14 protein-coding genes are annotated in these 19352 nt (G+C 61.0%); 6 read left to right on the forward strand and 8 right to left on the reverse strand.

Features of this window, described 5'->3' with window-relative positions; translation table 11 throughout:
• The first annotated feature begins 56 nt into the window (after window positions 1-56).
• Together QM647_RS14725 and QM647_RS14730 are read left to right on the forward strand one after the other, a co-directional pair.
• Window positions 57-2195: a M13 family metallopeptidase gene (locus QM647_RS14725; RefSeq protein WP_414996295.1), complete on the forward strand. Its 2139-nt coding sequence runs from the start codon at window positions 57-59 to the stop codon at window positions 2193-2195.
• Between the two features lie 214 nt (window positions 2196-2409).
• Window positions 2410-4458: a M13 family metallopeptidase gene (locus tag QM647_RS14730; protein ID WP_414996296.1), complete on the forward strand. Its 2049-nt coding sequence runs from the start codon at window positions 2410-2412 to the stop codon at window positions 4456-4458.
• A gap of 94 nt (window positions 4459-4552) precedes the next feature.
• On the opposite strand, the gene QM647_RS14735 is transcribed toward QM647_RS14730, so the two are convergent.
• Both QM647_RS14735 and QM647_RS14740 read right to left on the reverse strand, forming a co-directional pair.
• Window positions 4553-4771 (reverse strand): hypothetical protein, encoded by a 219-nt coding sequence (locus tag QM647_RS14735; protein ID WP_414996297.1) that lies wholly within the window; start codon window positions 4769-4771, stop codon window positions 4553-4555.
• Window positions 4771-5382: a TetR-like C-terminal domain-containing protein gene (locus QM647_RS14740; RefSeq protein WP_414996298.1), complete on the reverse strand. Its 612-nt coding sequence runs from the start codon at window positions 5380-5382 to the stop codon at window positions 4771-4773. Before QM647_RS14740 ends, QM647_RS14735 begins: the two co-directional genes overlap by 1 nt.
• Window positions 5383-5666: 284 nt before the next feature.
• Here QM647_RS14740 and QM647_RS14745 point away from each other — a divergent pair, with 284 nt between their 5' ends.
• Window positions 5667-5831, forward strand: coding sequence for a hypothetical protein (locus tag QM647_RS14745; RefSeq protein WP_414996299.1), 165 nt, complete (start codon window positions 5667-5669; stop codon window positions 5829-5831).
• Window positions 5832-5998: 167 nt separating this feature from the next.
• Here QM647_RS14745 and QM647_RS14750 read toward each other — a convergent pair whose 3' ends face one another.
• On the reverse strand, window positions 5999-8098 hold the full coding sequence (locus QM647_RS14750) for a M13 family metallopeptidase (RefSeq protein WP_414996300.1): 2100 nt from the start codon (window positions 8096-8098) through the stop codon (window positions 5999-6001).
• Between the two features lie 492 nt (window positions 8099-8590).
• The gene (hisS, locus tag QM647_RS14755; RefSeq protein ID WP_414996301.1) at window positions 8591-10072 is read right to left on the reverse strand and encodes a histidine--tRNA ligase; all 1482 of its coding nucleotides are present in this window, start codon (window positions 10070-10072) and stop codon (window positions 8591-8593) included.
• 179 nt (window positions 10073-10251) lie between these two features.
• Here hisS and QM647_RS14760 point away from each other — a divergent pair, with 179 nt between their 5' ends.
• From QM647_RS14760 to QM647_RS14770, 3 genes are all read left to right on the forward strand, one after another.
• Window positions 10252-10422 (forward strand): hypothetical protein, encoded by a 171-nt coding sequence (locus tag QM647_RS14760; protein WP_414996302.1) that lies wholly within the window; start codon window positions 10252-10254, stop codon window positions 10420-10422.
• A 229-nt stretch (window positions 10423-10651) separates the two neighbouring features.
• The gene (locus tag QM647_RS14765) at window positions 10652-11143 is read left to right on the forward strand and encodes a hypothetical protein (RefSeq protein WP_414996303.1); all 492 of its coding nucleotides are present in this window, start codon (window positions 10652-10654) and stop codon (window positions 11141-11143) included.
• Complete coding sequence (locus tag QM647_RS14770) at window positions 11140-11598, forward strand: hypothetical protein (RefSeq protein ID WP_414996304.1); 459 nt, start codon at window positions 11140-11142, stop codon at window positions 11596-11598. The genes QM647_RS14765 and QM647_RS14770 overlap by 4 nt, the downstream gene beginning before the upstream one ends.
• Here the strand turns inward: QM647_RS14770 and QM647_RS14775 are convergent.
• The 4 genes from QM647_RS14775 to QM647_RS14790 form a co-directional block, all read right to left on the reverse strand.
• Complete coding sequence (locus QM647_RS14775) at window positions 11595-13661, reverse strand: protein-disulfide reductase DsbD family protein (RefSeq protein WP_414996305.1); 2067 nt, start codon at window positions 13659-13661, stop codon at window positions 11595-11597. The two genes, QM647_RS14770 and QM647_RS14775, sit on opposite strands and share 4 nt — an antisense overlap.
• A gap of 222 nt (window positions 13662-13883) precedes the next feature.
• Window positions 13884-16175 (reverse strand): phosphoenolpyruvate--protein phosphotransferase, encoded by a 2292-nt coding sequence (gene ptsP, locus QM647_RS14780; RefSeq protein WP_414996306.1) that lies wholly within the window; start codon window positions 16173-16175, stop codon window positions 13884-13886.
• A gap of 195 nt (window positions 16176-16370) precedes the next feature.
• Window positions 16371-17480 carry an acyltransferase family protein gene (locus QM647_RS14785; protein ID WP_414996307.1) on the reverse strand — a complete coding sequence of 370 codons (1110 nt, stop codon included), beginning with the start codon at window positions 17478-17480 and terminating at the stop codon, window positions 16371-16373.
• A 155-nt stretch (window positions 17481-17635) separates the two neighbouring features.
• Entirely contained in the window at window positions 17636-19321 is a 1686-nt protein-coding gene (locus QM647_RS14790) for a methyl-accepting chemotaxis protein (RefSeq protein ID WP_414996308.1), read from the reverse strand.
• Window positions 19322-19352: the final 31 nt, after the last annotated feature.

A 19352-nucleotide genomic window follows, 5' to 3' on the forward strand; every position in this document is an offset into this window, starting at 1 on the left:
TTTTCAATCAACGGACACGATGGCCAAGACCACCGGTTCACTGGGGTGACTTCCATATGAAATTGCTGAAAATTCTCGCCTGCTCCACGGCTCTCACCGGCCTTGCCGCAAGCGTCGCGCCGGCCCACGCCGCCCAATGCTTCGATGTTTACTGCCACATGCAGAGCCTGGAAAGCCTGGACGGCTTCATTCCGGCCAATGCCGCCGAGGTCCAGGCAGGCGCCGACGGCACCTCGACCGAAACCCCGCATTATGGCACCTGGGGCATCGATATCTCGGGCATGGATACCTCGGTCAAGCCGGGCGACAATTTCTACGACTATGTGAACGGCACGGCGACGAAGAACATCGTCATCCCCGACGACCGCACCTCCTACGGTTCGTTCGTCAAGCTGGCGGAACTGTCCGAAGCCCGCTCCAAGGCCATCGTCATGGACCTGGCCACGAAAAAGAACCTGACCGGCAACGATGCGAAGATCGCCGCCGCCTATAATGCCATGATGGACGAGGCCCGCGTCGAGACCCTTGACTTCCAGCCGATCCAGCATCGCCTGAACGACATCGCCGCCATCAAGACCAAGGCACAGATGGCCGCCTATATGGGCAAAACCGCGACCATACTCGGCCGGGCCGTATTCGATATCGGCATCGATGCCGATGCCAAGGACCCCACCGTCAATGCCCTCTCCATGGGTCAGTCCGGCCTGGGCCTGCCGAACCGCGACTTCTATCTGGAAGACAAGTACGCCGACAAACTGGCCAAGTACGAAATCTATGTCGCCGACATGCTGGGTAAGACCGGCTATCCCGATGCGAAGAAGGCTGCGCATGACATCGTGGCGATGGAAACCGCCATCGCCAAGGTAAGCTGGACCAATATCGAGCGCCGCGACCCGGTTAAGACCTATAACCCGATGAAGCTGTCGGACCTGCCGGCCTATGCGCCGGGCTTTGACTGGGCGCCCTTCTTCACCAATGCCGGCGTTGCAAAGGCCAAAAAGATCGTGCTGAACGAAAACACCGCGATCCAGGGCATTGCCAAGGTTTATGCCGATACCTCGCTCGATACCCTCAAGGCTTGGGAAGCCTTCCGCACCATCGATCAGGCCGCGCCCTACATGTCGAAGCGCTTCGTCGATGCGCAATGGCAGTTCCGTTCGCATGAACTTTCGGGCGCCCTGGCCCAGCAGCCGCGCTGGAAGCGCGGCATCGGCATCGTCAACAGCCAGATGGGCTTCGCCCTGGGCCACAACTATGTCGACGCCTACTTCCCCGCCGATTCCAAGGCCAAGATGATCGACCTGGTCGCCGATCTGCGCGTCGCGCTGAAGGCCCGTATCGAGAACCTGACCTGGATGAGCCCGGAAACCAAGGCCAAGGCGCTGGAAAAGCTCTCCAAGTACACGGTCAAGATCGGCTATCCCGACAAGTGGCGCGACTATTCCAAGCTGACCCTGAAGGCCGACGATCTGATCGGCAATGTCGAGCGCAGCAGCACGTTCAGCTGGAACCGTGACCTGGCCAAGCTCGATAAGCCGGTCGACAAGACTGAATGGGGCATGACCCCGCAGACCGTGAATGCCTATTATAACCCGACCGGCAACGAGATCGTCTTCCCCGCCGCCATCCTGCAACCCCCCTTCTTCGATCCGAATGCCGACATGGCGGTGAATTTCGGCGGCATTGGCGGCGTGATCGGCCATGAAATCACTCACGGCTTCGACGATCAGGGCCGCCACTTCGACGGCGACGGCAAACTGCAGGACTGGTGGACGGAAGAAGACGGCAAGAAGTTCGATGCCGAGGCCAAGATCTATGGCGAACAATACGATCAGTACGAAGTCGCGCCTGGCTTTAACGTCAAGGGCGGCCAGACCATGGGCGAAAATATCGCCGACCTCGGCGGCAACCTGATGGGCCTGGATGCCTACCACCTTTACCTGAAGGGCACGGAATCGCCGGTTCTTGATGGCTTCACCGGCGATCAGCGCGTCTTCATGGGCTTCGCCCAGGTCTGGCGTTCCAAGTACCGTCTGGAAGCGCTGAAGCTTCAGGTCACCACCGATCCGCACTCGCCGGCGGTCTTCCGCGTCATCGGGCCGGTCCGCAACATCGACGCCTGGTACAAGGCCTTCAACGTCCAGCTCGGCGACAAGTACTATATCGCGCCGGAAGACCGCGTCCGTATCTGGTAACCAGGGTCCCGGATCCTGGATCCGGAATCTTGACGGCGGTTGCAACACGCGCCGGTGCGGGTCTCACTCCCTCCTCCCCTGTAGCGTACGGCAACGTCGTTGTGAGGGAGGCGGCGAGCTTGTCTCGCCGGAGGGGGCCTCTTACTTCTGATTAAAGGCCGTTCCGATCGCTTCGGGACGGCCTTTTTATGAAAGCTACCCTTCAGGAGCCATCATGCGCCTCTTCCAGACCCTGACCTGCGCCGCCCTCTTGACCACAACGGCCCTGACCGCTCCCGTATTCGCCCAGGACGCACCAAGTCTGGAAACCCCGCATTTCGGCACCTGGGGCATCGACCTGTCCGGCATGGACAACTCCGTAAAGCCCGGCGACAACTTCTTCACCTATGTCAACGGCACGGCCGACCGCAAGCTGGTCATCCCCGCCGACAAAACTTCCAACGGCGTCAATGAAATCCTGGAAGACCTGTCGGAAAACCGCTCGAAAGCCATCGTCACCGGCCTGGCCGGCCGGACGGACCTGACCGGCGACGATGCGAAGATCGCCGCCCTCTACAATTCGATGATGGACGAGGCCCGGATCGAAACACTCGATGCCGCGCCCCTGAAACCGGCCCTCGCCGCCATCGCCGCCATCCACACCAAGGGCGGAATGGCCACCTCCATGGGCCAGGCCGCGGGCGGCTTCGGCAGCGCCTTTTTCGACACCTATATCGACGCCGACGCCAAGAATCCGCAGATCAATGTGCTCTATATCGGCCAGAACGGACTGGGCCTGCCCGATCGCGACTACTATCTGGAAGACAGCTTCAGGGACAAGCTGGCCGCCTATGAAACCTATGTCGCCCAGATGCTGACCATGGCCGGCTATCCCGATCCGGCGAAAAATGCCCACGATATCGTGGCGCTGGAAACCGCCATCGCCCGCGTCAGCTGGAGCCGCGCCGAACGCCGCGACCCGGTCAAGACCTACAATCCAATGAGCGAGGCTGCTCTGTCGGCCTATGCGCCGGGCTTCGACTGGGCTGCCTATTTCAAGGCGGCGGGTCTGGCCAATGCCCGCCAGGTCATTGTTGGGGAAAACACCGCTTTTCCGAAGATCGCGCAGATCTATGCCGATACGCCACTGGAAACCCTGAAAGCCTGGCAGGCCTACAAGGTTATCGATCAGGCCGCGCCCTATCTCTCGAAGCGCTTTGTCGACGCCTCGTGGTCGTTCAAGAGCCACACCCTGCGCGGCGCCGTCGAGCAGCGCCCGCGCTGGAAACGCGCCATCGGCCTGGTGGAAAACAATCTCGGCGAGGCCCTCGGCCGCGACTATGTGGCGCTCTACTTCCCGGCCGATTCAAAGGCACAGATGGAAGAGATTTTCGGTAATTTCCGCGAGGCGCTGAAAGATCGCATCCAGAACCTCACCTGGATGTCGGACGCCACCAAGCAGAAAGCGCTGGAGAAGCTCTCCAAGCTGAACGCCAAGATCGGCTATCCGGAAAAATGGCGCGACTATTCCGGACTGACCGTGGCGAGGGATGACCTCTATGGCAATATCGAGCGCGGCAGCCGCTTCGACTGGAACTGGCAGCTTTCCAAACTCGACAAGCCGGTCGATCCACTGCAATGGGACATGACCCCGCAGACGGTGAACGCTTATTACAACCCGGTCCGCAACGAAATCGTGTTGCCGGCGGCCGAACTGCAACCGCCTTTCTTCGACCCAAAGGCCGATCTGGCCGTCAATTACGGCGGCATCGGCGCTTCGACCATCGGCCACGAAATCACCCACGGATTCGATGACGAAGGGCGCCATTATGACGGCGACGGCAAGCTGACCGATTGGTGGACCGAGGCCGATTCCGAGCGCTTCGACGCCGAGGCCAAAAAATACGCGGAACAGTTCGATCAGTTCGAGCCCCTGCCTGGCCTGCATATCAAGGGCGACCAGACCCTGGGCGAAAACATCGCCGATCTGGGCGGCATACTGATCTCGCTCGACGCCTACCATCTGGCGCTTAAACGCCAGCCGGCGCCGGTCATCGACGGCTTTGACGGCGACCAGCGCCTGCTGATCTCATATGCCCAGTCCTGGCAGGGGATCGTGCGCGACGATACGCTGAAAATGCGGCTGGTGGCGGATGTGCACAGCCCCTACGACTTCCGCGTCATCGGCCCCATGCGCAATGTCGATACCTGGTATAAGGCGTTTAATGTCCAGCCGGGCGATAAGTACTATCTGGCCCCGGCCGATCGCGTTCGCATCTGGTGAGGGCCACAGGCCCTGCACCCGAAATCGCGATAGCGCTGAATAGTGTCCGACCTATACCTCCCCGGCATAGCCGGGAGGTATAGAAACATACCACCTAGTGCTTTTTTCTGTTTGTTAGTCGAATAATTCCAACGACGATTCCGACAATCACCAGAATAGCGCCTAATCCCACCGCTACCGGGACAACCGTTACCCCAAACAGGGCACCCCCATTATCGCTTTCGTATTCGAAGAAATACATCATCAGTCCAATACTTCCTGCGATCAACAGTATACCGGCGATGATGAGCCTCAATGGCAAACCCATGCGCATCACCCACACCCCGCCCGGACCAGCCAGTCGATTTCGTCCGCCAGCTTCTGTGACGGCACGGCGATCAGGCGTTCTTCCAGACCGATATAGACCACGCCATGCACGGCTGAAAACAGGGTCCGTGCTCGTATGGTCAGGGCCTCCGGCGTCAGGTCCGGCATGATGACCGACAGCGGTGCGCCGACATGGCGGAAGAGCCCCAGCTGCGCCTGCTCCGCCCATTCCGGCAGAGGCGTATGGATGCGCACCTCGAACATCATCCGCCACAGAGACAGGTTCTCGCGCGCGAAGGTGAAATAGGCCAGTGCCACCGCCACCAGCCGCTCCAGGGCCTCGCTGCGCGTTGTCATGGGCAGATGGGCCGTATCGCGCTCAAACAGGGCATCCAGCCGCCCTTGCGTGCGCACCGTGATACGCAGCAGCAGATCGTCCATGTCCTGCACGATATTATAGAGCCCGCCCAGGGCCACACCGATATCCGCTGCCAGATCACGCGCCTTAAGGGTATGGGAGCCCGTATCGCAGATACGCTTTTCTGCCGCCGCCAGAAGGGCTTCGAGCTGGGCCTGGCGGCGATCGGCGGTGGCAGGGGATACGACTTTGATGGACATGAGTGACAAGTCTCGAATTATTTTTGAACAAAGTTCATTTTTTATATTGAACGTCGTTCAAACATGCGATACATAACAATTGTGAACAGCGTTCATATCATGGTTCGCCCCTGTGAGAAAGCGCTGTTTCACACTCACTACGCCTCTGGGAGGGACCGGGTTATCGCCCGGATATGAGGGGGGATTTGAGTGACGCGTACCGGGCGGCGGTGAGATAGCGCCGCCGTCCGGCCCTTGCTCCGCCGGTGGGGTTTCGCCGGCACTTTATGTGGATTTTCAAAGCCATGAAGCGCTTTATCTATATCCTGCTTGCCGCCATCACTGCCTGTGCCGTCGCCATGTCCTGGCAGGTGGCCGCGCACAGCCTGTCGCATCGCGACTGGGCCGAGGATCGTGCCGCGACCGCCAGCGATCTGCGCCATATGCTGAAATACCGATTGAATACATAAAAGCTCCCCACCACCGCATCTAACCGCTTCGCGGTGTCGTACGGTCCCCCTCCCGATAAACGGAGAACTATAAAAGGGAAAAAGCCCGCCTCTGATGAGACGGGCTTTTTTAAACACCGATCACGCCGCAAGCGCTATCGAGTTATGGGCAAGGGTGCTTCGTCCCTTTACCAGATGCGGACGCGGTCTTCCGGCTTGACGTAATAGGTCTGGCCCGGCTGGACATTGAACGCCTTGTACCAGGCATCGACATTGCGCACGGCGCCGATGGCGCGGAACTTTTCCGGCGAATGCGGATCGGATGACACCTGGCTCTTGACGGCGTCATCCAACATCTTGGCCTGCCACACCTGCGCAAAACCGAGGAAGACGCGCTGGTCACCGGTAAAGCCATCGATCACCGGCGCCGGCTTGCCACCGAGCGAGATATGATAGGCATCGAGCCCCAGCAGGATCCCGCCGAGATCGGCAATGTTCTCGCCCATGGTCAGGCCGCCCTGGATATGTACGCCGGGAACAGGCTCGTAGGAATCGTACTGCGCGCCGAGGGCCTTGGTCTGGGCCTCGAACTTGGTGGCGTCTTCCGGCGCCCACCATTCGACCAGCGCGCCGGTCGCATCGTAATGGCGGCCCTGATCGTCGAAACCATGGGTGATTTCGTGGCCGATGACCGCGCCGATCGCGCCGTAATTGACCGCCATGTCGGCCTTGGGATCGAAGAAAGGCGGCTGCAGGATGGCGGCCGGAAAGACGATCTCGTTCTTGGTCGGGGAATAGTAGGCATTGACGGTCTGTGGCGTCATTTCCCAGTCTTCCGGATCGATCGGCTGGTCGATATGCGACACCTGGTAGGCCCATTCGAAGGCCGAGGAGCGTTCTATATTGCCATAGAGATCGTCAGGCTTGATCACCAGGGCCGAATAATCGCGCCACTTGTTGGGGTAACCGATCTTGACGCCGAAGGTGGAGAGCTTTTCCAATGCCTTGGCCTTGGTGGGGGCGCTCATCCAGGTCAGGTTTTCGATGCGGATCTTCATGGCCGCCAGCAGGTCATGCACCAGGCCTTCCATCTTGGCCTTGGATTCCGGCGGGAAGTAATCGCGGACATAGGCTCGGCCAAGGGCTTCGCCCATATTATCATCCGTCGTGCCTATGGCACGCTTCCACAGCGGACGCTGCTCGGCAATGCCGTACATGGTCTTGGAGCGGAATTCGAAGCGGCGGGCATAGATGCGATCCGACAGGTAGGGCGCGGCCTGATCCAGCGTATTGAAGACTTCCCAGGCCTTCAGGGTTTCCAGCGAGGTATCGGCATAGATCTGGGCGATCTTCGGAATGGCAGTATTCTGGGCCACGATCACCTTCTGCGCCTGGGAGACATGGGCGGCAGCGAAGTAATCATCCCAGTTGAAGCCGGGCGCGTAGGCATTGAGGTCCTTCAGCGCCATCGGGTTGTAGGTCTTGGTGTCGTCGCGGCTGTCGATCCGGGTCCAGCTGACCTCGGCGATCTTCGTTTCCATCGCCACGATATCCTTAGCCGCCTGTTCGGCGCCGGGATAGCCGGCCAGGGTCAGCAGATCCTTGATATAGACCTCGTAGGCGGACTTCTTGTCGGCATAGGTATCGGTCAGATAGTAGTCGCGGTCCGGCAGGCCCAGCCCGCCCTGTGACATCTGCAGGGCGCGGTAGCCGGGTTTCTTGGCGTCATCATAGACAAAGATGCCGAAAAAGGCCGAACCGAAGGTCCCCGAGGTGGCGCCCATGAAGGCGGCCATGTCGTCCTTGCCGGAAATGGCGGCGATCTTCGCCAGCTGGCCTTGCGCCGGCTTGAGATCGAGCTGGTTCTTGAGATCGGCGTTCATGGCCGAACGGTAGAGATCGGCGATCTTCAGGTCCTCGCCGGTCAGATCGGTGCGCGCGGCCAGGCCGGTCACCAGCGCCTTTAGGCGCAGTTCGGACAGATCATAAAGCGCATCGAAGCTGCCATAGCTGGCCCGATCACCGGGGATGGTGGTGTTCTTGAGCGCTGTGCCATTGGCATAGTCGAAGAAATCGTCGCCGGGCTTGATGGAGGTATCCATGCCGGCGGGATCGAAGCCCCAGGTGCCATAGGTCTTGGCAACCGTGCTGTCCGGCGCCATGCCGGTATCGGCAAAAAGGGTGCGCGGAGCCGGTTTCGGCATTTCGGCGGCGGCCGGCTGCATCGCCTGGGCGGTCATCAGGGCGGCAGTAATGGCAAGTGTGGAAATAAGGCTTCTGGAACGCATAGGGTTCTCCGGCAATGAAGCGGCCAGTTTAAGCCCCGCCGCTTCCAAAAATAAAGCCGAAGATTGATATAGTTTAACAGACCTGTCTCATGAACATTTGGTAATCTTGCGCCCGCCTTACCGTTTGGCCGTACCACAGGTTACCCACGCCTGCGTTAAGGAATATTACCGCAACCTTAATAATTTTGACGACCACGTCACTTTTGTCGGATTGAGGACGAAAAAAAAGCCCGCCTAGGGGGGATATAACCCGGCGAGCTTTTTTATCTGTATTAAAAGAGCGTTTCCTCCCCGAAACGCGGGAACTGACTTCTCTCTTCGGGGAGAAGTTCCGTTCTCTTGACGTGGAGAAAACATTTTTTCGGCAGGGCTGTCAACTGATTTTGTAACATTACGTCAAAATTATTTTTACCTTATGCCTTCTTTATGAATCCGGCGTCAAAATGACATCGAAATCACTGTAAAAATGACACCGCTGTCGGTACGCGAATGTCAGGATTCCACTATAGATTTCAAATGATTGATTGCCTCGGCGCGCGGCAGTGTGACCTGCCCGGGCCGCCCTTCGCGCCAGGCCTTATTGTCACTTATTTGCATCGCCAGATCACGTCCGAGATCGAGATCCTTGATGGTAACCGTACCAGATTTCAGCTCGTCCTCGCCAATCATGACCGCGGCGGGGCTGAATCGGCGGTCGGCATACTTCATCTGGGCCTTCATGCCAGAACGCCCGAGATAGACTTCGGCCGGCAAGCCCGCCGCGCGCAACTCGGCGGCGAATCCGAAATATTCGCCCATGTCCGAATCGGAGAAGGCGATAATGACGATGGGGCCGCGGGCGCCGGTGCGCTTGTTGCCATCGAGCAGGCTGAGCGCCGCCGCCAGACGCGAGACACCGAACGAGAAGCCGGTGGCCGGCACCGTCTGGCCGGTGAAGCGCGCCACGAGATCGTCATAGCGACCGCCGCCGCCAACGCTGCCCATCTGAACCAGGTTGCCCTTGTCATCGCGCAGTTCGCGCAGGAATTCAGCCTCGAACACCGGTCCGGTATAGTATTCCAGACCGCGCACGATACCGGGGTCGAAAATGGCTTCGTTTTCGGCCACGCCCATGGCCGAGACGGCGGCATTGATGCGCGCCAGATCTTCCAGACCTGCCTGCCCTTCGGCCGAATTGGCCAGAACGGCCGCCAGCTTTTCCAGCACGCCGGAGCGGGTATCCGCCCCGCCGGCATTGACGAAATCGAGCACCGGCTGGATGGCGGCGTCGGGCAGCTGCGCGCCCTTGGTGAAGTCGCCGCTGTCGTCCTTTCGGCCCTTACCGAGCAGCAGGGCCACGCCTTCCAGACCGAAGCGGTCGAGCTTGTCGATGGCGCGCAAGACCCCCAGTTGCTGGACGGAATCGGTAACGCCCAGGCTGGTCAGGAGGCCATTGAGCAGCTTGCGGTTATTGATGCGGATGCGTGCCGGCACATCGAGCGCCTTGTAGCCGGCGACGGCCAGGGCGATCATTTCGGCATCGGCCTCCGGGCGGTCGGAGCCGACGATATCGGCATCGCACTGCATGAATTCGCGCAGACGGCCGGGACCGGGCTTTTCATTGCGCCATACCGGGCCATAGGCATAGCGGCGGAAGGGCTTGGGCAGGGTTTCCCAGTTCTGCGCCGCGAAGCGCGCCAGCGGCGCCGTCAGGTCATAGCGCAGGGCCATCCACTGGTCATCATCGTCCTGCTGGGCGAAGACGCCGACATTGGGGCGGTCTGAATCGGGCAGGAACTTGCCGAGTGCGTCGGCATATTCGAAGGCCGGGGTCTGCAGGGCCTCGAAACCGAAATCCTCATAGACCTTCGACACCGTCTCGATCAGCCGGCGCTCAATGGCGATCTGGCCGCTGCGCTTGTCGATGAAACCGCGTGGGCTGCGGGCTTCCGGACGGAAGGTGTTTTCGGGGTTCGAAGTAGTGTCCTGGGTCATGGGCGGCGAATTAAAGCATCCGCCCCTCAGAAACAAGCCGAATCCGAAACCGTTCGCCCATAAGGGGAAAATAAGGATGCGACGGTATTTTGACACTTAAGTCAAAAAATTACGGTTAACCCCTTCAAAATGCGGTAAAACGGTGTTATAAATAAGGCTCCCTGAAGGAGGGCAAAACAATGAGTAAATCGCATACCGCTGAGAACTTTTCGCGTTTTGTCGTAGCCATGGTTATCGTCGTTGCCGTTATCGGCGCCATCACCTGGGCCTTCTCGACCTTTGACTCGGTCGGGTGTGCCGTCGGTGTGCCGTGCCACAAGGGCCCGCAACCCACGCATGTCAGTTACTGACGCCGTTCGAAGCAGACTAACCTATTCATCGCAGGGCGTAATTGAGGGTTCGGAGCTTCATCTTCAGCCCTAGGGTAGTTGCGCCCTGATACACGGCCCAAAACGTCGCTTTGTCCCCATCGAAGTGGCGCAAGGGTCGTTGATCGGTGACGAATTAAAGGGCGTTAACGCTTTGTTGGCCGCAGGCTTGCATAGTCCGGACATGACTATGCCACTTCCGGAGTCTGCCGTGACTTATGCCAGCCTTGCCGTTGCCTTAAGCCTCTTTCTGGCGAGTGGCGCTTCCGCCGCCGAGCCTGTGGTTGCGCCTGAGCCGCGCAGCGCCATCTCGCAAGAATCCTTTTTTGCCGGCCTGGTGAGCGAGGCCGAGCGCCTGAAGCGCGAAACGGACGGCTTTACCCCCGCACTGAGCCTGCTTTCCAAACACAGGTTCAAGACCTACGCCAAAGATATTCGCGCCCTTTCCGCCGGTGACCTGCAAGGGCATATGACTCTTAAAGCGCGCGGCACCGATAGCGACCTGAAGTGCATCCTGACCGGAGTTTCGCGCGACCTGCCGATCAAGCTCAGCGCCATCGAGGCCGCCAAGAGCGATGCCGACCTGAAAACGGCCCTAACCAATATGTCCGAGCTGTTGAGCGATAATATCGACGTGATCGTGACCCCGGCCACCACCGAATCCGGTCTGGACTGCACCATCGAATTCGGACCTGACGCATGAGGGCCTTGGCCCTGATCGCGCTGGTGTTTCTGACAGGCTGCGGCAAGCCTGAGGGCAAGCCGACGCCGGCGACCGCGAGCACTCCCGCCCTGCCGGCTTCACAGACCGCCTTCCTGGCCCTGCCCCGCACGGGTGCCGCCTCGGATGACTTCTGCACCCGATTCAAGGCGTTCGACCGTTTCGACACCTGGCAGGGCAAGGTCCAGGACCTGCGCATCTCGACGCTCGATGGCACAGCCGATCTCGAAATCAATATCGGCCAGGATGCAAGCGGGCATGGCATCCGGCTGGAAGCCGTGGTGGCAAAGGTCGATCCGGTCTATCCGGCATTGATGACACTTAGCCTCGGTCAGGCAATCGTCGTCTCCGGCCAGTTCACCCACGCCAATAACGATGCCGACTGCATCTATTACAATGGTCCGTTCGGCGTGCACCTGTCGGCCCTGAAAGGCTAATTTCCGCGCAGGGTCCTGACCACGGCTTCCGTCTTGAGCAACTGCGGCAACACGACCGGCTCGGCGTTGTTCGGTCCGTAATACACATAGAGCGGCACGCCGGAACGGCCGAACAGGGTCAGGTAACGGGCGATGGCGGCATCCTGATTGGTCCAGTCGCCGACCATGTAGACCGTGCCGGTATCGGCCACGGCCTTTTCGAAGTCCTTCGTCGACAGCACCAGCCGTTCATTGACCTTGCAGGTGACGCACCAGGCGGCCGTCAGGTCGACAAAGACCGGCTTGCCTTCCGCGCGCAGGCTCGCCAGGGTCTCGACATCAAACGCCTGATGCGCCAGCGCGCCGGAGGCCCCGGCAGCCGCAGACGGAGCCTGCCCGCCGCGCGGAAAGGACGCGGCCAGTCCGCACAGCACCAGGCCGCCCACCAGCACCAGCGGCTTGACGAACTTCGGCAGACGCACCTTCACCACCGCCAACACGACCAGCAACAGGGCAAAGACAAGCAGCAGAACGCCCGCCAGTTGCACCTGCTGGGCAAAGACCCAGACCAGCCACAGACAGGCGGCATACATCAGCAAAGAGAGGGCGTGCTTCAGACCATCCATCCATTTGCCGGGCTTCGGCAGGGCCTTGGCTACGCCGGGCACCAGGGTGATCAGGAAGGTCAGGGCCACGAACGGCAGGGCAAAGCCGATACCGAGGCTGACAAAGATGGCGAAGGATACCAGCCCGCCCTGAGACAGGGCCACGCCGATGGCCGTTGCCATGAAGGGCGCCGTGCAGGGTGCGGCCACGACCACAGCCAGCACACCGGTCAGGAGCGCGCCGAGACGCGGACGTTTGGCGGAAACCTGCAACCCGCCGACGGCTTGCAGCGAGGTGCCGATTTCAAAGACGCCGGACATGTTCAGCGCCACCAGCAGCATGACGAGGCTTAAGGTCGCCGTTACATAGGGCGATTGCAGCTGGAAGCCCCAGCCCACCGACTGGCCGAACAGGCGCGCCGCCGTCAGGATCAGGGCCAGGCCGACAAAGGTGATAATGGTGCCGGCGCCGTAAAACAGCGATTCCTGCTGCGCCAGTCCCTTGTCATGGCCGGAACGCGCCAGGCTGAGCAGCTTCATAGACAGCACCGGGAAAACGCACGGCATCAGGTTCAGGATCAGCCCGCCGACAAAGGCGCCGAATATGGCGATCAGTATGCCGGAGGCACTGGTCTTCGCGGTCGATGCGGCGCCCAGACCATGCACGGTCGCTGCCAGCGGCGCACGGCTCAGGGCGATCTGGTAGGCCTTGCCATCCGCCAGTTTCAGCACACCCGTCAGTTCGCCTTGCGGCAGGTCTGAGCCGACAGCCTTGGTGCGCAGGGTGAAACCACTGGCCCCCATATCCAGTGCCTGCGGCGCCGGTGCGTTGATGATGCCGCCCTGCTCCGGGAAGAAGTAGGCGCCCTGGGCATTGACGTCGCTCAAGGGGAAACCCAGCTCGACCTCACCGTTTTTCAGGTCGACAGTCGCGGTTGCATCACTCTTTACGGGGAGCGCCTGCCGCGCCTTTTCGATGGTCTCTGCATCCTTGCCGGGCTTCGGCGCGCCGACCTTGAGATCAAGGCTGACATCGAGGCTTTCCGGGATGCAGACATCAGCACAAACCAGGAAATCGACGTGTGCCTTGATGGGCAGGATATCGCCCGGAGAGAGGGCGGAGGCATTATGCAGCGGCATCAGCAGGGTCGTCCGCCCCGTAAAGCCGTAGCTGACCAGGCCGAAGGACGGCAGCACTTCCGGCACCGGCCAGTCGATCTGACCGACGGCGACATTATCCGGCAGGTTCCAGGTGAACTTCGGCGGCAGGCCTGTATCACCGGCATTGACCCAGTAGGTATGCCAGCCCGGTGCGGGGGTATATTCAAGCGCGATGGTAACGTCGCCACTAGGCGCGACCGTAGCGCTTTCGGCGATCAGGCGGGCGGTGATATGGGCGGATTTTCCCTCTTCAGCATTGGCTGGCACGGCAAAGGCGAGCAGGAAAAGACAGGCCAGAAATCGCAGAAAAGAAGACACACGCCACCCGTTTTAATGGTTCCGCCTACCTATACGTTGCCATGCGCCATTTGGTGACAAAAAACTGCACGACTATGGTTCGAATTTTCAGACGGGCTTGGGATTAAGCAAGAAACCCCATCCCGCTTCGCCAAGGCTTCGTGGGACAGGCCATTCGAGTGCGGCTTGCCGCCCGAAGCTTTAGCGAGGGAGCTCCCCAACAAGTTGGGGAGGTATAAGGGATTACATATCCAGATCGAGTTTGCGGGCCAGCGAAAGTATCTCATTGCGCACGCTGCCGTTGGAGCTGGTCATTAGTTTGGTTACGGCCTTGGCGGCGGCTTCGCGGTCGCACGACAGGATCATGCGCTTGACTTGGCCCATGCCGGCCGGCGGCATCGACAGGCGCTCAAAGCCCAGGGCAATCAGCACGAAAGCCTCAAGCGGACGGCCGGCGATTTCACCGCACACCGAAACCGGCGTGCCCGACTCCTTCGCCGCCTTCTGGATCATCGACAGGGCGGTCAGGAAGGGCGGCGACAGCGGATCGTAGCGGTCCGACATCTTGGGATTGGTGCGGTCCGCGGCGAACGTATACTGCATCAGGTCGTTGGTGCCGACCGAGGCGAAATCGACCAGCGGCAGCAGGGCATCGAGGTGGAACAGCAGCGACGGGCATTCGATCATGACCCCGACACGCAGTAGCGCCGGCAGGGCACGGCCGCGGCGTTTGGCCCAGGCGCATTCGATATCGACCATTTCACGCGCCTGACGGAACTCATCGATCGAGGCGACCATGGGGAACATGATGCGCAGTTCGCGGCCGCGCGCGGCGGTGATCAGGGCGCGCAGCTGCATGCGCAGCAGGGCAGGACGGTCCAGGCCCATGCGGATGGCGCGCCAGCCGAGCGCCGGGTTTTCCTCGCGCTCCATTTCCATGTAGGGCAGGATTTTATCGCCGCCGAGATCGAGCGTGCGGAAAGTGACCGGGCGATCGCCGGCGCCATCCATGATGCGCTCGTAAAGCTCGGTCTGGCGCCGCAGGCGCGGCAGGTCGTCGGACACCATGAACTGGAATTCGGTGCGGAACAGGCCGATGCCCTCGGCGCCGGTCTCGTTCATGATGTCGATATCGAATTCCAGGCCGGCGTTCATCAGCAGGGTGATGCGCTGGCCGTCACGCGTGACCGCCTCGACATCCTTGATCTTGCTGAATTCGGCGCGGCGGGCGGCGCGGACCTCGATCCGGCTGGTGGCGGCTTCAACGATATCCGGGCGCGGACGCAGGTAAGCTTCCCCGGTTTCGCCGTCGACAATGACCGGGTCGCCCTGGCTGACCTTGTCACGCAGGCCTTGCAGGCGGCCGACGCAGGGGATTTGCAGGGCGCGCGCCACGATGGCGGCGTGGTTCGAGGCCGAGCCTTCTTCGAGCAGGATGCCCTTCAGGCGTGAACGATCATATTCCAGCAGGTCGGCCGGGCCGAGATCGCGCGCCACCAGGATCGAATTATCGGGGATTTCCCGCGCCGTGGTGATCTTGCCGGCCAGGACGCGCAGCAGGCGGTTGGCCAGGTCTTCGAGATCGTGCAGGCGCTCGCGCATATAGGCGTCGCGGGCATTGTTGAGCTTGGCGCGCTGTTCGTTACGCACGCGATCGACCGCGGCTTCCGCCGTCAGGCCGTTGCGCACGGCCTCGGTCAGGTTGCGCACCCAGCTCGTCGAGTGGGCGAACATGCGGTAGGTTTCCAGCACATCGAAGGTGGGCCCCGCCAGACCATGCGTGCCTTCGAACATCTCGTCGATCTGCTCGCGCAGGGTATCGATGGCCGCCAGCAGGCGCGCCTCTTCCGCCACGGAATCATCGCTCAGCAGGTGTTCGGAGGTGACCGGCACCTCGTGCAGGATGACGACACCGAGCGAAATGCCGTCGGCGAAGATCGACCCCTTCAGCCGTTCCGGGCGCGAAGGCGCCAGTTCGATGTCCTTCAGTTCTTCCAGACCGACCAGTTCGCCCGCCGTCACGATCTCGGACAGCACCATGGCGATGATCTGGAGATCCTCGACCTCCTCTTCCTCATAGCGCCGCGCCGCCATGTTCTGCACGACCAGCACGCCGATGGTGCGGCCGCCACGCAACAGGGGTACGCCGAGGAAGGCGCGGTAAGGATCTTCGCCGGTTTCCGGACGATAGGAGAAGCTGGGGTGCGCCGGGGCGTCCATCAGGTTCAGCGGCACGCCGGCGCGCGCCACCTCACCGACCAGACCTTCGGAGAGCCGCATCCGCGTCTTGTGGACGGCGTCGGCGTTCAGGCCTTCGGTGGCGAAGAGTTCCAGTTCCTCGGAGGTGCGGCGCAGATAGATCGAGCAGACCTCGGCGACCATGCTGGAGGCGATGATGCGCACCACGGTATCGAGGCGAGCCTGGGCGGACTGGCCCTCCTCCATCGTCTCGCGAATCTGGCGCAGCAGGCCGCGCTGGCCGCGTGCAGGCACAGCCTTAGGCATACTCTCGAACGGACCCAGTTTTACCACCATTACTCCCCTCTGGCGGCCCACTGGCCCGCCGTCAGACTCCGCGCTTATTTTGCGGCGCTTTCGGCGCGCTGTCTAGCGAGTCCGCAGCCCCTGCGGCAAGTCACGAAAGGGTTATAATCACTTTGGTTTAACAGTCTGATACAATTGAGGCATCTGTGCGCAGCGCGCGGAAACCGCACGATACCTTCCATGACCTTATGGGTGTTTTGTCACAGCGGGTTTGCCGCCGCGCGCGCCCTTGAGGATATGGCCCAGCGGGCGTTCCACCAGATACCAGCAAACCACCCCCGTTACGGTCGTCAGGAGCGTAAGGACGCACACATCCACCTCTGACCGAAAATGACCGAAGTTCAGTCTCCGCATGACCATCGCCCAGGCCGGCAGGGCGATAACCTGAATCAGGTAAATCGAATAGGACGCATCTCCCAGCATGACAAACAGGTTGTTCATGGGGGTCTGCGGCAAATCTGCCGTACAGAGACCATAGACGAGCAATGCCGATGGCAGCCCCCACATGACGAAACGCAGCCAACCCACTTCCGGCGGTGTCCACAGAATTGTCGCGGCCAGACCGGCTACACCCGCCAGGGACATGGCCCATTTCGCCCATCCGGCCGGATAGCCGAACTGCCGGATGACCCAGGCTATGGCAATACCGAGCAGAAAATCCATCAGCAGCCAGCTTGTGTAATATCCGAAACCTTCGAGCCGCACCGGATAGACCATACCGATGGCGACCAGTCCGCACAGGAAAGCCGCCAGGATGACCAGCGCCGCGCTCCGTGGCAGGCCGATAACCACGGCCAGACAGGCATAGAAAAACATCTCATAGATCAGGGTCCACCCGACACTGAGGATCGGCAGGACATTGGCATGGGATGAAATCGGCAGGAAGAGATAAGACCCCGCGATCCAGACCGGATCGAAACCGGTATATTTAGTCGTGAATATCTGCGGCTCTGTCAGGATAAGCGCCAGAACGGCCGTCGTCAGAAGCCAGTAAAGCGGAACAATACGCCCCAGTCTCTTCCCGGCGAATTTTTTCCACATGCCGGGACGACCAAAATCGTCAAAGTGGACGTAGAGCATGATGAAACCGGACAGGACAAAGAAGATGTCCACCCCGGCATCCCCCACTCTCAACTGACCATCCCGCTCCAGGAAAAAGAGGTTTCCCTGAGTGGAAACGCTCATGCTTATGCGCGTTATGGCATGGGTGAAGACCACGCCGATGGCCGCGACGGCTCTCAGAACCTGAAGCGGACGTAACTTGCCTAGGGCGCGCGACGCCGACAATGACGACATAAATCCCCCCTCCGCTGCCTGAGCGCCGCCGTTGCAGACCGCGATCAGCGACTGGCCCCTTCACCAGGCTGGCCCCTTCACCAGGAAAGAGATAGCACAGCCCTATACCGTGCGCGACCGCGTTCGCTCATCAGGAAGGGTGGCCTTGAGTATATTCAGGCCGCTTGCAACTGCTTCACGAAATTCTGCACTTCCTTCTGCAGGTCACCGGCCTGTTCACTGAGGTCACCGGAAAGGCCCATCAGCTGAGTGGAGGCCGCGCCGGTCATTTCCGCCGCCCGGCCGACGCCGAAAATGTTCTCGGTCACCTGTTGCGTGCCATCGGAGGCCCGCGCCGTATTGCCGGCGATCTCGTGCGTCGCCGCGCCCTGCTGCTCGACCGCCGAGGCGATATTGGCCGAGATATGGCGCATATCGGTGATGGTCGAGACGATGCGCTGGATCGACTCGACCGTGCGGCGTGTGGCGTCCTGGATCAGTTCCACGCGATCACCAATATCCTGGGTGGCGCGCGCCGTCTGGCTGGCCAGGGTCTTGACCTCGGTGGCGACGACCGCGAAGCCCTTGCCGGCCTCTCCCGCGCGGGCGGCTTCGATAGTCGCGTTCAGCGCCAGCAGATTTGTCTGTGAGGCGATGTCGTTGATCAGGTTGACCACGGCGCCAATACCCGAGGCCGCTTCGGAGAGGGCCTGAATCTCGACCTCTGTATTGCCGATTTCGGCGGCAGCCTCGCCCGCCACTTCGGCGGCGCGCCGCACCTGGCCGTTTATTTCCTGCACCGAGGCCGCCATCTCCTCGGTGGCGGCGGCCACGGTCTGGACATTGCCGGCGGCATCCTCGGCCGCACCGGTCACCACCTGCGCCTGACGGCTGGTTTCCTCGGCGGTGGCGGAGAGACTTTGCGCGGCGTCGGACACCTCGGATGAGGAGCGCACGAAGGAATCGGCGAGGTTTACCATCTTGCCCTGGAAGCTTTCGACCACCTGGCGTTCGCGGTGCAGGCGCGCCATCTCGGCGGCCTTGGCGGCTTCGGCGGCTTCGCGCAGGGCCACACCCTCGGCCAGCCCCTGACGGAAGGTTTCCAGCGTGCGGGCCATGCCGCCCAGTTCGTCCTTGCGGTCCTGACCGGGGACGATGATATCGAGCTGGCCCTTGTCCATGTCGGTCATGGTGGCGTTCAGCGCCGACAGCGGCTTCACGATCCCCATACGCGTCACGATCATGGCGCCCACCATGACGATCACCAGACCAAAACCCAGACCCGCCCAGGTGATGCCGATCGTGCGCTGCGTATCGGCGCCAGCGGCGGCCGAGGCGGCAACATTGTCGGCGATGGTGTCATCGACCACCTGGGCCATGGTCTTTTCGAGCTGCGAAATGGCCGGATCGCAGGTGGTGCGCATCAGGCGCAGGGCATCGGCATCATCACCACTTTCAGCCAGGCGACGGGTTTCGGCGCAGGTCTCATCGATGGCGGTATTGTAGCTGGCCTGGATGCCCTGGATGCGTTTGGTTTCCGACGGCAGGGCTTTCAGCGCTTCATTGGTTTCCTTGGAGAAAGAGCTTTGCGCCAGCTTCAGTTCGCTGTTGGCGTCGGCGATGTCCTGTGCGTCACTGAAGGAGACCAGCTTGTAAAAGGCGGTCTGAACACGCTGGATATTCTTGCTGGCGCGCTCCATATCGACCGCGGCCGTGCCCGGTCCGGAAATCACCCGCCCGTAATCGGCGCTGATGGCGCTCATGCGCGATGTGGTGAAAAAAACGGCCGCAATCACGACCAGTGACAGAAAACCGAGCAAACTGAAGATTTTGCCCAGCATCGGCATGTTTTTGAACGACATCGCAAGCCCCGCTACACCACTACACCCCTGA

The sequence above is a fragment of the Asticcacaulis sp. genome (assembly GCF_047605585.1).
In the GTDB taxonomy this organism is placed as follows: domain Bacteria; phylum Pseudomonadota; class Alphaproteobacteria; order Caulobacterales; family Caulobacteraceae; genus Asticcacaulis.

Excerpts from the sequence above, each read along its gene's own strand:
- QM647_RS14740 (WP_414996298.1), bottom strand. The coding sequence starts at position 5,382 with ATGTCCATCAAAGTCGTATCCCCTGCCACCGCCGATCGCCGCCAGGCC.
- hisS (WP_414996301.1), bottom strand. The coding sequence starts at position 10,072 with ATGACCCAGGACACTACTTCGAACCCCGAAAACACCTTCCGTCCGGAA.
- QM647_RS14770 (WP_414996304.1), top strand. The coding sequence starts at position 11,140 with ATGAGGGCCTTGGCCCTGATCGCGCTGGTGTTTCTGACAGGCTGCGGC.
- QM647_RS14735 (WP_414996297.1), bottom strand. The coding sequence starts at position 4,771 with ATGCGCATGGGTTTGCCATTGAGGCTCATCATCGCCGGTATACTGTTG.
- QM647_RS14750 (WP_414996300.1), bottom strand. The coding sequence starts at position 8,098 with ATGCGTTCCAGAAGCCTTATTTCCACACTTGCCATTACTGCCGCCCTG.
- QM647_RS14790 (WP_414996308.1), bottom strand. The coding sequence starts at position 19,321 with ATGTCGTTCAAAAACATGCCGATGCTGGGCAAAATCTTCAGTTTGCTC.
- QM647_RS14785 (WP_414996307.1), bottom strand. The coding sequence starts at position 17,480 with ATGTCGTCATTGTCGGCGTCGCGCGCCCTAGGCAAGTTACGTCCGCTT.
- QM647_RS14730 (WP_414996296.1), top strand. The coding sequence starts at position 2,410 with ATGCGCCTCTTCCAGACCCTGACCTGCGCCGCCCTCTTGACCACAACG.
- QM647_RS14760 (WP_414996302.1), top strand. The coding sequence starts at position 10,252 with ATGAGTAAATCGCATACCGCTGAGAACTTTTCGCGTTTTGTCGTAGCC.
- ptsP (WP_414996306.1), bottom strand. The coding sequence starts at position 16,175 with ATGGTGGTAAAACTGGGTCCGTTCGAGAGTATGCCTAAGGCTGTGCCT.
- QM647_RS14725 (WP_414996295.1), top strand. The coding sequence starts at position 57 with ATGAAATTGCTGAAAATTCTCGCCTGCTCCACGGCTCTCACCGGCCTT.
- QM647_RS14745 (WP_414996299.1), top strand. The coding sequence starts at position 5,667 with ATGAAGCGCTTTATCTATATCCTGCTTGCCGCCATCACTGCCTGTGCC.